This window comes from Kineococcus sp. NBC_00420 (assembly GCF_036021035.1).
Classification (GTDB): Bacteria; Actinomycetota; Actinomycetes; order Actinomycetales; family Kineococcaceae; genus Kineococcus.
In genome coordinates this window covers 3,950,398-3,962,787 of the sequence record NZ_CP107930.1, presented here as the reverse complement: position 1 = coordinate 3,962,787, position 12,390 = coordinate 3,950,398, and the positions used below count along the sequence as shown (strand labels likewise).

Below are 12,390 nucleotides of genomic sequence, written 5' to 3'. Positions count from 1 at the left end.
CGTGGGACGTCGGCGGAACGTCGTGGCGGGAGTCCTCGCCGCGACGTTGACGTGCCTGCTGGCGCCGTCGGCGGCGTCGGCGGCACCCCGCACCCCCGCGGGGGTTCCCGCCGACGTCGACGCGCTGCCCGCGCGCTACCAGGCGCCGATCTCCTGCGCCGCACCCCGTCCGGGCACCCTGGCGCTCGCGCAGCTGATCAGGGACACGTACGGGAAGCAGACCGTGGGCACCTCCCGGGACTGCCCGGCGAACGGCGTCCCGGTCTCCGAGCACTCCGACGGCCGCGCGCTGGACTGGGCGCTGGACGCCGCGGACCCGGCGCAGGCGGCCCTCGCCCAGGAGTTCACCACCTGGTTGCTGGCGCCGGACGAGCAGGGGAACACCGCCGTCAACGCCCGCCGGCTCGGGGTCATGTACGTCATCTGGAACCGTTCGGTGTGGAAGGCGTACGACCCCGCCGCCGGGTGGCAGCCGTACACCGGTCCCGACCCGCACACGAGCCACGTCCACCTGTCGTTGACGTTCTCCGGCGCGGCCCGCGAGACCTCGTGGTGGAGCGGGACGGCCGACCCGCTGACGGGCCACTGGATCGCCCTCGGCGGGGACCGCTCCGTCCTCGGCGCCGACGTCGGCGGCCGGCGCACGACGTCCGCGACGGGCGTCCAGCGCCGCGACTACCGCTACGGCAGCGTCTACTCCTCCCCCACGACGCCGGTGCGCGAGGTGCACGGCGCCATCGCGGGCCGGTTCACCTCCCTCGGCGCCACGTCCGCGCTCGGTGCGCCGCTCACCGACGAACAGCGCACCCCGCAGCGCGCCGGCGCCTACAACCACTTCCAGGGCGGCTCGATCTACTGGTCCCCCGCGACGGGGGCCCACGAGGTCCGCGGGGCGGTCCGGGACCGCTGGGCGGCACTGGGGTGGGAGACCGGTCTCGGTTTCCCGACGACGGGCGACCAGCGCACGCCCACGAGACCGGGGACCTACACCCACTTCGAGGGCGGTTCCGTGTACTGGTCGCCGTCGACCGGTGCGCACGCCGTCCGCGGCGCGTTCCGCGACGCGTGGGCCGCCTCGGGCTGGGAGAACGGCCCGCTGGGTTTCCCGGTGGGCGAGGAGCACCCCCTTCCGGGGGGCTTGCGCCTCGACTTCCAGGGCGGTTACCTCGTGTGGGACGCCGTCCGCCGCAGCACCTCGATCTCGCTGAACCACTGAACCGCGCGAGTCCCCGGAGGACGACATGACACGCACCCCCCTCTCCCGCCTGGTCACCGGCCTCACCGGTGTCATCGCCGGAACCGCCCTGGCCCTCACGGCCGGAACCCTCACCGCGGGCCCGGCGGCCGCCGACGAGGTGCGCCCCGCCAGCGGGGGTTCGTTCACGTTCGTGGGCCACGGGTTCGGCCACGGGATCGGCATGTCGCAGTGGGGGGCCCAGTCGCGCGCCGTCGCCGGCCAGGGCTACCGCACGATCCTCGACTTCTACTACCCGGGCACCGACGTCGCCTCGCGCGAGAACCGGACGCTGCGGGTCGGACTGACGTCGTTCGCCAACGCCGCCGTCGCCGTCTACGCGCCCACGGGCCAGCCGTTGTCCATCTCCGGCACCGACCAGAAGGTCGGCGCCGGGCAGCGGCTGGTCGTCGCGCCGAGCGGCTCCGGGCTCTCCGGCACCGTCGACGGCGGCGGGAACCAGACGTGGGGTGGTTCCGTCACCATCAGCGGTCCCGACGGGGTGATGCTGCAGAAGGGCGACGGTTCCTTCGTCCGCTACGACGGGGTCATCCGCATCGTCACCGGTCCGACCCTGACCGTCGTCAACGACGTCCCGCTCGAGACCTACCTGCGCGGGGTCGTGCCCGCCGAGTCCCCCTCATCCTGGAACGCGGAGGCGCTCAAGGCCCAGGCCGTGGCGGCCCGCAGCTACGCGCTGTCCGTGCTGAACGCGCAGGCGCAGACCGACATCTGCGACACGACCGCGTGCCAGGTGTACCGGGGTGCGGAGAGCCGGGACAGGAACGGGGCGCAGACCTGGACGACGCCGTCGTCGACGAACTCGGCGATCGCCGCGACCGCCGGTGAGATCCGCGCCTCCTCCGGCCAGGTCGCCTTCACCCAGTTCTCCTCCTCCAACGGAGGGTGGACGGTCGCGGGTTCCAAGCCGTACCTCGTCGCCAAGGAGGACCCGTTCTCCGCGCCGGGCCGCACCGCCCCCGGGGACACCGTGGCCGCCTGGACGAACACCGTGTCCGCCGCGGCCTTCAACGCGGGCTGCGCCCCCGGTGGCGCCGCGACGGGCATCGTCGTCAAGGCCCGCGACGGTCGCGGCGACTACGGCGGCCGCGTCACCGGCGCGACCCTCGTCTGCACCAACGGCAGCGTCGCGGTGACGGGGACGAAACTGCGTCAGCTGGGTGCCCTGCGGTCGGACTACTTCGCCATCGTCAGTGCGGTGCAGCTGCAGTACGACGCCCTCGGCGGTGCGGGCGGCACGATGGGCGGGGCCACCACCGGTGAACTCACCACCCCGAACGGCCAGGGCGCCTACCAGCACTACGCGGGCGGTTCGATCTACGCCTCCGCGGCGACCGGTGCGCACGAGGTCCGCGGCGCCATCCGCAGCAAGTGGGCCGCGATGGGCTGGGAGACCGGCCTCGGTTTCCCCACGACCGGTGACAGCCGGGTTCCCGGCGGGAACGCCTACTACACCCACTTCCAGGGCGGGTCGATCTACTGGTCCGCGGCCACCGGCGCGCAGGCCGTCCGCGGGGACATCCTCCGCCGGTGGGCCTCCCTCGGGTGGGAGACGGGCCTGGGCCTGCCGGTGAGCAGCGACGCGCCCACGCCGAACGGGGCGGGCTGGTTCACCCGGTTCCAGGGCGGGTCGATCTACTGGTCCCCCACGACCGGCGCCCACGAGGTCCGTGGCGCGATCCTGCAGAAGTACGGTCAGCTCGGCTGGGAGAACGGTCTGGGTTTCCCCACCTCCGGGGACGCCGCCCTGCCGAACGGACGGGGCTGGTTCACCCCCTTCCAGGGCGGGTCGATCTACTACTCCGCCGCGACCGGTGCGCACGCGGTGCGCGGGGCGCTCCTCACCACCTGGGCCGCCCAGGGGTGGGAGAACGGTTCCCTGGGCATGCCCACGGCCGACGAGCAGTGGAACGGCTCCCGCGTCTCGCAGACCTTCCAGGGCGGAACGCTCACCTACGACTCGACCACCCGCACGGTCGCCCGCAGCTGACGCTCACACGCTGTGGTGCTCCCCGTCGTCGCCCCCGCTGGTGGTGGAGCACCACACGGTCGGCGAACAGAACTGCTAGCTCCATTCGACGACACGCCGTTGAACCGCCCGAGTCTCCCGGTGTGTCGTTGAATGGAGCTAGCAATCGTGTACGCCCCCTCGTTGTCCACAGGCCTCTGAGCAGCCGAGCCACCGTTCGGGCAACCTTTCCGGCCATGGACCCCCTCGAAGCCCTCCGCGAGTGCGGTGGCGCCGCACGGTTCGAACGGCTGCACCTCAGGACGTCCCGACGTGCCCTGCGAGCAGCCGTCGCCGTCGGCGAGGTCGTCCAGCCCAGCCGGGGCGTGTACGCGCTGCTGGACACCCACCCCGAACTCGTCGCGGCCGCCGTCCTCGGGGGTGTCCGCAGTTGCCACACCGCGGCGGCCGCCCTCGGGCTCGACCTCGTCGACCCACCCTCACGGCCGCACATCACCAGTCCTCCCGGCTCACGCGGCACCTGGCCGGGGACGGTGGTGCACCGCAGGGAGGTCCGTGACCTCGACGGGTGCACCGATCCCCTGACCACCGTCCTGGACTGCCTGCGCTGCCTCCCACGGCGTTTCGCACTCGTCCCCCTCGACCACGCCCTGCGGCGCGGCCTCGTCACGGTCGAGGAACTGGAGGACGCAGCCCGTCGGATGAACCGCAACGATCCCCGTCGTGGGCTGATCACCCTGGCCGACCCGGTGTGCGATTCGGCGCTGGAGAGCATCGCGCGTGTCGACCTCCTCGACGAGGGGTATCCGCTGCGAACCCAGCGTGTGCTGGAACCAGCCGGCCGGACCGACTTCGTCATCGACGACTGGCTGGTCGTCGAGGTGGACGGTTTCACCTTCCACTCCGCACGCGAACGACGCAACGAGGACCTCCGTCGGGACGCCGAACTGCGGCGACGGGGATTCGTCGTGCTGCGGTTCAGCTGGGACCAGGTCGTCCGGCAGCGGGGGTGGTGGCTCGCAGTGGTCCGCGACGTTCACACCGCCGGACGACCCGCCGCCTGAACGACCCACTCCGCCCGGTGGCCGAGGATCCACCCGACGTCCTCGCGGTAGCCGTCCCCGTGCCGCTCGTCGCGGTGCCGCTCGTAGGCGGGATCACCCCGGGAGACCTGGAGTTCGATGTTCGCAGCGAGCGCGGAGAGCCGCACGACGAGCAGGTCGAGCAGGTACCCGACGTCGACCGGGCGTCCGTAGGCGTGCAAGAACGTCCGCAACCGGACGCCCTGGTCGGGCACCGGATCCCAACCGAAGGCCACCGTCGACCGCGGCGCAGACAGGGGCGCGAAGCGGTGGGCGGCGTAGCAGAGGTCCCAGACGCGGTTCGAGGGTCCCGCGAGGTCCCAGTCAATGAAGGCCACCACCTCGGAGCCGTCGAAGACGACGTTGTACGGTCCGAGGTCGTTGTGGCCGAAGCAGTCGACCTCGACGGGCAGGACCGTCCGGGCCTGCCACTCCCCCGCCAGGTCGAGACCCGACGTGGTGTCGTGCAGCGAGCGCAGGGTTCGGGCGACCGAGACGAGGGCGGCGTCCGACCGCTGGACCGCGCTCACCGGGTACGTCCCGGCCTGACCGGGCACGAACGTCAGGGTTTCGGTGGTGGCGTCGACCGAGAGGAGCCGCGGGGCGGAGGGGAAACCCCGCTCGACCAACGCGCCCAGCAAGCGGTGAACTCCCGGACTCCACGGTCCGGTCGGCCGCACGACGGTGTCACCTCGCCGGACCGGCGCGGACAGGTACCCCCCTCGCAGCGCCTCCTCCACGGCCCGACGCTACCCGCTACCGTCGGCGCGTGACCGAGACGAGCGCCCGTGCCCGCCTGATCCCGATGCGGGCCCGCGACCCGCAGGAACCGGGACGGGTCGCGTCCTCGCTGGAACTGTTCTTCGACCTGGTGTTCGTGGTGGCCGTGAGCATCACGGCGGCCGAGTTCCACCACTCCCTCTCCGACGGCGACGTCGGGTACGCCCTCACGCACTACCTGTTGCTGTTCTTCGCCATCTGGTGGGCGTGGATGAACTTCACCTGGTTCGCCACGAGCTTCGCCACCGACGACTGGCTCTACCGCGTCCTCACGATCCTCCAGATGGCCGGGGTCCTGATCCTCGCGGCCGGGGTGCAACCGGCGTTCGAGCACTCCGACTTCACGATCACCGTCGTCGGCTACGTCGTCATGCGCGTCGCGATGATCGCGCAGTGGCTCCGCGCGGCGCGGAGCGCGGGGCCCCGTCGGCGGACGACGGTCGTGTACGCGCTGGGCATCGCCATCGTGCAGGTGTTCTGGATCGCGTTCCTCGCCCTGCCCGAGGACCTCGCGGTCCCCGCGTTCGTCGTCCTGGCCCTGGCCGAGATCGCCGTCCCCGTCGTGGCGGAACGCCAGGGCCGGACGCCGTGGCACACGCACCACATCACCGAGCGGTACGGCCTCTTCACCCTCATCCTGCTGGGCGAGAGCCTGCTCGGATCGGCCAACGCGGTCATCGAGGCCCTGCACGACGCCGAGGCGCTGCGACCGCTGATCTCCATCGCCGTCCTCACCCTCGTCGTGACGGCGGCGATGTGGTGGACCTACTTCTGGCCGCCGCACCACCGGGTGATCCGCGACCTCAGCAGTTCCCTCCGCTACGGCTACCTGCACTACTTCGTGTTCGCCGCCGCGGGCGCGTTCTCCGCCGGGATCGAGGTGGAGATCGAGCACCTCGCGGGGAAGGGCGAACTCGGCGACGTCGCCGCCTCGTTCACGGTGACCGTCCCCGTCGCGGTGTTCGTCCTCGGGATCTGGTTCCTCGCGATCCGGCAGAGCGCCGACCGCCTCGTCAACACCGTCGTCCCGGTCGGTGCGCTGCTCGTGCTGCTCGACCCCGTGCTGCCCGTCCCCGTGACCCTGACGGCCGTGGTCATGGCGGTCGTCGTCGCGGTGCTGGTGGTCCGTCCCCCGGTGCCTACGCGGTCGCCGGCTCCGGTGGGGTGACCGAGGCTCGCGGTCGTCGCCGCACCAGCAGGACGACGAGCACCAGCAACGACACCGGCCGGGTCTCGCTGAGCACGGGCCCCCACTGCAGCACCGGCAGCAACCACGGGACGCCGGCCAGCACCACCAGCGGCCGGTACCGCCCGAGGGCGAACAGCACCACGACGGCGATCGGCGCGGCCAGCGCGTGGTGCGACCACGTCACCGGCGACACGAGGCACGTCACCAGGGAGACGAGCAGCCCGAACCGGATGCGAGCCGTCCGGTCCAGCCAGTCGCAGCGCCGCGCCACCACGGCGACGGTCACCAGCAACGGGACGCTGAGCACCAGCGCGGGCCACGTCGGCACCCCGGCGTGGGCGAACGCCCCGGCCAGGGAGTTGTTCGTCGTCGTCCCCGGGGCGGCGACCCGGGCGGAGTCCCAGAGCAGGCCCCCGAAGTAGGACACCGCCGACCGGGGTGAGACGAGCACCCCGAGCAGGGTCAGGACGGCCCCGACCACGACGACGGGCAGCGCGAACCACCGTCGCGCCTGCCGGTTCAGCAGCGCCGCCACGACGAGTGCCGGGGTCACCTTCACCGCCGCCGACAACGCGGCGGGGATCGATCCGCCCCGCCCGCCGTAGAGGCACCCGAGCACCAGCCCGAGCACGACGAGCGGGCTGATCTGCCCGAGCACCAGCGCCTCCCGGAACGGGTCGCTCAGCAGGACGAACGCGACACCGAGACCCGCGGACAGCGCGGCGCCGAAGGACCGGAAGACCCGCCAGGTCCCCCACACCGTGACCCCGAGCAGCACCGCGTCCCACACGAGGAGGTCCGCGGAGGCCGGGAGGAGCAGCAACGGCAGGAAGAGGACCGCCGCGAAGGGCGGGTAGACGAACCAGTGCCCGCGGTAGGTCTCGCGCAGGTACAGGTCGCGACCGGCCAGCAGGTCCCGTGCGCCGTCGCGGTAGACCGCGAGGTCGTAGCCGCGTTCCCACGACTCCTGGCCGACCCCGGAGAGGACGATCGCGACGGCCACCACGGCCCCCAGCAGCGCGGGGCCCAGGAAGCGACGGTCACGCACGGGTGACGGAGCGGTCCGGGAAGACGAACGTCCGGAAGGTCAGGAACCGGAACACCATCGCGATGGCCATCCCCACGACGTTGCCGGAGATGTTGTCGGCCAGCGCCGACGTCCAGCCGAGGCCGTTGTGGGTGATCGCCAGGCACAGCAGCTGCAGGCCCGCCGCGATCGCGGAGAACAGGAAGAACATCGCGTACTCGCGGCCGGGGTGCTCGCTGCGCCGGTCGCGCCACGTGTAGTAGCGGCTGCCCAGGAACGCGATGAAGATCGCGATGACGCTGGAGACGACCTTCGCCAGGATCGAGTCGACCCCGGCGAGCAGCAGCAGGTTGAAGACCAGGAGGTCGGCGAGGTAGGCGATCCCGCCCGAGATGAGGAACCGGACGACCTCGCCCATGCGCTCGGAGCGCAGGAACTCGCGCATCAGAGCCACACCGCCAGCAGCAGCGAGCCGCACCACACCACGGCGAGGGCCAGCAGCACCCGGTCGTGCAGGGCGATCTCCTCGGGTTCCTCGGCGTTGCCCGCGTCCACGTCGACGGCGTAGCGCAGGACGGCGAGGATGAACGGGACGATGGTCAGGGTCGCGAGGTTCGTGCCGGTCTGGGCGACCAGGACCTCGATCGCCCACAGCGCGTAGGTCGTGACGACGACCGTCGCCGCGAGCGTCCAGACGAACCGCAGGTAGGTGGTGGAGTACTTCTGCACGACCCGGCGCACCGGTTCACCGGTGAGCTCCCCGCGACGGGCCTCGCCGTAGCGCTTGCCGGCCGCCATGAACAGCGAACCGAACGCCGTGGTGAGCAGGAACCACCCCGACAGCGGGATGTCACCCGCGGTGCCGCCGGCGAGCATCCGCAGCAGGAAGCCCGACGCGACGCAGGCGAGCTCGAGGACGGGTTCGTGCTTGACCCCGAAGCAGTACGCGAGCTGGATCGCGAAGTACACCCCGAGGACGACCCCGAGCATCGGCTGCCAGAAGGTGCCGAACCCCAGGGCGAGCACGGCGAGCACGATCGCGAGGACGACGGCGGTCCGGGAGGACAGCTCCCCCGACGCGATCGGGCGGAACCGCTTGCGCGGGTGGGCGCGGTCGGCCTCGACGTCCTTCGCGTCGTTGATGAGGTAGATCGAGCTCGACACGAGGCAGAACAGCACGAACGCGACGCCCACCCCGGTGAGGGTGTCCAGCCCGACCTGCGATCCGGCCGGGAACACCGGCGCGAGGACGAGGACGTTCTTGACCCACTGCCGCGGGCGCATCGCCCGCAACCAGGCGGGCAGCCGGGACGTGGACGGGGTGATCGAGCGCTCCTGGGTGGTCACGAGGCGATCCGGCGGACCACGACCGTCGTCGCGGCGCCGAGGAGGGCACCGGCGGTGACGTCGCTCGGGTAGTGCACGCCGAGCACGAGCCGGGACAGGGCCATCGCGGGGACCAGCGGCCACGTCGGGACCGGCAGCAGCGGCGCGAACGCGACCGCGGCGGCCGTCGTCGACGTCGCGTGCGAGGAGGGCATGCTCCAGCGGCTGGGTGTGCCGACCCGGACCTGGACGTGGTGGTCCAGCGGGCGGTGCCGGCGCGCGACGCGCTTGAGCACGACGGAGGCGCCGTGCGCGGCGACCACCGACGCCGTGGCGATCGCCCACTCCCGGCGGCGGGACCGGTCGAGCAGGAACCCGACGGTGCCGAGGCCGATCCACGCGGCGGCGTGCTCCCCCGCGTGCGAGAGGGCCGTCGCCGTGGGGACGGCGCCGGGGAAGGTCACCGCGGACTGGACGCCGCGCAGGACGCGCAGGTCGGCCGCGGCGATCGAGGACAACGGGCTCACGCGCCACCCACCGGTTGCAGGACGATGTCGGAGGGGACCATGTCCCAGGTCGTGGTGATCGGCCAGGTCGGCAGCCCTTGCGCCGCGGGCGGTTCGGTCCCCCGGTCGTAGCGGAACAACTCCCCCGCCACCGGAACGGGCGGTGCGGACGCGTCGCGGTGCGTGAAGTTCCACTCCAGCAGCCGCTTCTCCAGGGGCGAGGCCCCGGCCTCGACCTGGTCGATCATCGGCTGCACCCGGGCCGGGTCGCCGAAGTAGTCGACGACGCAGTCGCAGACGTAGGCCAGGTGCCCGACCTCACCGGGCGAGGTCACGTACTGCGGACCCCCCTGCTGCTGCAGGATCGTCTTCACGTCGAGGGCGATCTCGGTGTAGCGGGCCGGGTGGGCCCAGTTCGTCTGGATCGGGGCCAGCGCCCACGGCGTCCCGGCCCGCAGGTCGGAGCCGACGCTCGCCACGAGCAGGACGACGGCCGCCGCGCTCGCCCCGAGCGCGACGGGGCGCAGTTCCAGGCCGCGGAAGCAGGCACCGAGGGCCGCGGCCCCGACCATCGTCGACGCCGACACCAGCACCGCGTAGTACCAGTGGTACGGCGGCACGCCGAGGACGCTCAGCGCCACGTAGTGCGCGACGCCCGCGATCCCCAGCGCCAGCCACGGCCACACCCGCAGCTCGCTCGGGGCGCTCGTCGCCGACCGGCGACGGGTCCAGCCGAACCCCACGAGCACGAACCAACCGAGCCCGCCCAGCAGCACCGGCAGGAACGCGAGGACGGCCGTCAGCCCGTAGACCTCGACGTAGAGCTGCATGCCGTTGTGGACGTCGTACTGCTCCCACGCCTTCTGCAGCGTCTTGATGACGACGGTGTCCGGGACGGCGGAGCCCAGGGCGAACCAGCTCCACGCCATCCACGGGAGCACCACGACCAGGGCGGCGGGGACGGCGATCCAGACCCGCTTCAGCACGGCCGGGGTCAGCAGGGTGAGGACGACGACCACGACGGAGGCGTCCATCCGGGTCAGCACGACGGCGCCCGCGACCAGCCCGTAGGGCAGCGCGGCCCCGCGGACCGCGGTGAGCAGCAGCAACGACAGCAGCAGCACGAGGAACGCCGACTCGAGGCCGACGGAACTCAGCAGCAGCGGGTTGACCCCGATCGCGACCGCCGCGACCGGACCCACCCACGCCGGCAGTCCCGTGCGACGGGCCGCGGAGGTCAGCGAGAGGGTGAGGGCCACGGCCATCACGACGTGCAGGATGCCCAGCGCGACGACGGGCCGGCGCACGACGGCGGTGACCCCGGCGAGCAGCAGCACCCACAACGGTGACGTCGCGGTGTTGGACTCGACGTTCGACAGCAGCCCCCACGTCCCGTGCAGCGCGAGGTTCCGCGCGTAGGCGAGGGTGATGTAGGCGTCGTCGACCAGGGCCCGGTGGACGAGGACGAAGGTGGCGGCCGCGAGGACGCCGACCACGAGGGCGGGGACGAAGGTCCCGAAGCGGGAGGCGGCGGGTCCGGCCGTGCGCGGCCGCCCCGTCCCCGGTGTCGTCGTGGCGGTCACGCCTCACCGCGCATGCGGGCGACGACGCGGGTCGCGGTGTCGTCGGCCACGATGCGACCCTGCTCGAGCAGGATCCCGCGGGTGCAGAGGTTCGCGACCATGTCGAGGTCGTGGCTGACGATGACGAGCGTGCGGCCCTCGGCGCGCAGTTCCTCGATCCGGGCCAGGCACTTCTTCTGGAACGGCTCGTCGCCGACGGAGAGGATCTCGTCGATGAGGAAGACCTCGGGGTCGGTGTGCACCGCGACGGCGAAGGCGAGGCGCAGGAACATCCCGGAGGAGTAGAACTTCACCTCGGTGTCGATGAAGCGCTCGATCTCGCTGAACGCGACGATGTCGTCGAAGCGTTCGTTGATCGTCGCCTCGTCCATCCCGAGGATGGCGCCGTTGAGGTAGACGTTCTCCCGCCCCGTCAGGTCGGGGTGGAACCCGGCACCGACCTCGATGAGCCCGGCGATGCGGCCGCGGACCCCGATGGTGCCCTGGTCCGGGCGCATGACCCCGGAGATCAGCTTCAGCAGCGTCGACTTGCCCGACCCGTTGAACCCGAGCAGGGCCAGGGACTCGCCCTGGCGGACCTCGAGGTCGATGCTGTGCAGCGCGCGGAAGTTGTCCGAGATCGGACGCTTGCGGATCTTCGCCATCGCCAGCTCCTTGAGGGAGCGGTTGTGGCGGAGGGTGAAGTCCTTGACCAGGCCGTGGACCTCGATCGCGGTGGGTGCGTCGGCCGCGGCGGCGCCCGGCACCGGGGAGTCGGAGGAAGTCGTCACGCTCATCACAGCTCCTGCGCGAAACGGCCCTCGATGCGGCGGAACACGAACTGTCCCAGCGCGAGCATCACGAGAGCGATGAGGAGACCCCACAGACCCGACCACAGCAGGTGCGGCGGCAGCACGACCGGGGCCACGGCGTCACGGACGTCGCCGGTCGGGTACCAGAACGCCCAGTGGAACAGCTCGACGGCCGCCGTCACCGGGTTCAGCTGGTAGAGGGTCATGAACAGGGAGTTCGGACCGCCGGTCGCGGCGGCGACCTTCTGCCAGTCGTAGAGGACGGGCGAGGTCCAGGTCACGATCATCAGCAGCAGGTCCACGATGTTCTCGAAGTCCCGGTACAGCACGTTGACCGCACCGAAGAGCAGCCCCAGCCCCACCGAGAGCACGGCCACGATCACGAAACCCAGCAGACCCGCCAGGATCTGCACGACCCCGGGACGCCAGCCCGTGACGAAGCAGGCCACCAGCAGGACGATCAGCTGGGGCAGGAAGTGGATCGCCGCGACCCACGCCGAGGACACCGAGAACAGTTCCCGGGGCAGGAAGATCTTCTTGATCAGCGGAGCGTTGCCGACCACCGAGCGCGTCGCGTTGCCGAACGCCTCGGTGTAGAAGTTGATCACCACGATGCCGGAGAACAGGTACACCGCGAAGTTGGGGACGCTCTCGTTGAGCTTGAGGAACTCCCCCATCGCGAAGTAGAAGACGGCGAACTGCACGCCCGGCTTCACGTAGGACCACAGCAGACCCATGACGGAGCCGCGGTAGCGGACCCGCATCTCCTTGCGGACCAGCAGCTTCAGCAGGTACCGGTACCGGACGACGTCCAGCAGCCCCGAGCCGTGGCCCGGGGCTACCAGCGGCGACGTCGCCGTGACGGTCGTGGCCGTCGGCACG

12 protein-coding genes are annotated in these 12,390 nt (G+C 71.8%); 4 read left to right on the top strand and 8 right to left on the bottom strand.

Translation table 11 applies throughout. The annotated features are described in order from the left end of the window. The first annotated feature begins 1 nt into the window (after position 1). From OG218_RS19560 to OG218_RS19550, 3 genes are all read left to right on the top strand, one after another. Complete coding sequence (locus tag OG218_RS19560; protein WP_328294896.1) at positions 2-1,216, top strand: LGFP repeat-containing protein; 1,215 nt, start codon at positions 2-4, stop codon at positions 1,214-1,216. 25 nt (positions 1,217-1,241) lie between these two features. Then, positions 1,242-3,245: a SpoIID/LytB domain-containing protein gene (locus OG218_RS19555; RefSeq protein ID WP_328294895.1), complete on the top strand. Its 2,004-nt coding sequence runs from the start codon at positions 1,242-1,244 to the stop codon at positions 3,243-3,245. Positions 3,246-3,460: 215 nt separating this feature from the next. Then, the gene (locus OG218_RS19550; protein WP_328294894.1) at positions 3,461-4,288 is read left to right on the top strand and encodes a DUF559 domain-containing protein; all 828 of its coding nucleotides are present in this window, start codon (positions 3,461-3,463) and stop codon (positions 4,286-4,288) included. On the opposite strand, the gene OG218_RS19545 is transcribed toward OG218_RS19550, so the two are convergent. Continuing rightward, positions 4,261-5,046, bottom strand: a complete 786-nt coding sequence (locus OG218_RS19545) for a phosphotransferase (protein WP_328294893.1) — start codon at positions 5,044-5,046, stop codon at positions 4,261-4,263. The genes OG218_RS19550 and OG218_RS19545 overlap by 28 nt on opposite strands. Before the next feature lie 65 nt (positions 5,047-5,111). Here OG218_RS19545 and OG218_RS19540 point away from each other — a divergent pair, with 65 nt between their 5' ends. Then, on the top strand, positions 5,112-6,254 hold the full coding sequence (locus OG218_RS19540) for a low temperature requirement protein A (protein WP_442906532.1): 1,143 nt from the start codon (positions 5,112-5,114) through the stop codon (positions 6,252-6,254). Here the strand turns inward: OG218_RS19540 and OG218_RS19535 are convergent. The 7 genes from OG218_RS19535 to OG218_RS19505 are packed head-to-tail and all read right to left on the bottom strand — an operon-like array spanning position 6,226 to position 12,389. Next, positions 6,226-7,323, bottom strand: coding sequence for a glycosyltransferase family 87 protein (locus tag OG218_RS19535; RefSeq protein ID WP_328294891.1), 1,098 nt, complete (start codon positions 7,321-7,323; stop codon positions 6,226-6,228). The genes OG218_RS19540 and OG218_RS19535 overlap by 29 nt on opposite strands. Next, positions 7,316-7,747 (bottom strand): GtrA family protein, encoded by a 432-nt coding sequence (locus tag OG218_RS19530; protein ID WP_328296266.1) that lies wholly within the window; start codon positions 7,745-7,747, stop codon positions 7,316-7,318. The genes OG218_RS19535 and OG218_RS19530 overlap by 8 nt, the downstream gene beginning before the upstream one ends. Further along, positions 7,747-8,649 carry a decaprenyl-phosphate phosphoribosyltransferase gene (locus OG218_RS19525; protein WP_328294890.1) on the bottom strand — a complete coding sequence of 301 codons (903 nt, stop codon included), beginning with the start codon at positions 8,647-8,649 and terminating at the stop codon, positions 7,747-7,749. The genes OG218_RS19530 and OG218_RS19525 overlap by 1 nt, the downstream gene beginning before the upstream one ends. Beyond that, positions 8,646-9,155: a phosphatase PAP2 family protein gene (locus tag OG218_RS19520; RefSeq protein WP_328294889.1), complete on the bottom strand. Its 510-nt coding sequence runs from the start codon at positions 9,153-9,155 to the stop codon at positions 8,646-8,648. The genes OG218_RS19525 and OG218_RS19520 overlap by 4 nt, the downstream gene beginning before the upstream one ends. After that, a complete protein-coding gene (locus OG218_RS19515) occupies positions 9,152-10,717 on the bottom strand; it encodes a hypothetical protein (protein WP_328294888.1) in 1,566 nt (521 codons plus the stop codon). The genes OG218_RS19520 and OG218_RS19515 overlap by 4 nt, the downstream gene beginning before the upstream one ends. Beyond that, entirely contained in the window at positions 10,714-11,493 is a 780-nt protein-coding gene (locus tag OG218_RS19510) for an ABC transporter ATP-binding protein (protein ID WP_328294887.1), read from the bottom strand. Before OG218_RS19510 ends, OG218_RS19515 begins: the two co-directional genes overlap by 4 nt. Next, entirely contained in the window at positions 11,493-12,389 is an 897-nt protein-coding gene (locus OG218_RS19505; protein ID WP_328294886.1) for an ABC transporter permease, read from the bottom strand. Before OG218_RS19505 ends, OG218_RS19510 begins: the two co-directional genes overlap by 1 nt. Position 12,390: the final 1 nt, after the last annotated feature.

Coding starts and splice junctions, on each gene's coding strand:
- OG218_RS19555 (WP_328294895.1), top strand. CDS start 1,242: ATGACACGCACCCCCCTCTCCCGCCTGGTCACCGGCCTCACCGGTGTC.
- OG218_RS19550 (WP_328294894.1), top strand. CDS start 3,461: ATGGACCCCCTCGAAGCCCTCCGCGAGTGCGGTGGCGCCGCACGGTTC.
- OG218_RS19540 (WP_442906532.1), top strand. CDS start 5,112: ATGCGGGCCCGCGACCCGCAGGAACCGGGACGGGTCGCGTCCTCGCTG.
- OG218_RS19530 (WP_328296266.1), bottom strand. CDS start 7,747: ATGCGCGAGTTCCTGCGCTCCGAGCGCATGGGCGAGGTCGTCCGGTTC.
- OG218_RS19510 (WP_328294887.1), bottom strand. CDS start 11,493: ATGAGCGTGACGACTTCCTCCGACTCCCCGGTGCCGGGCGCCGCCGCG.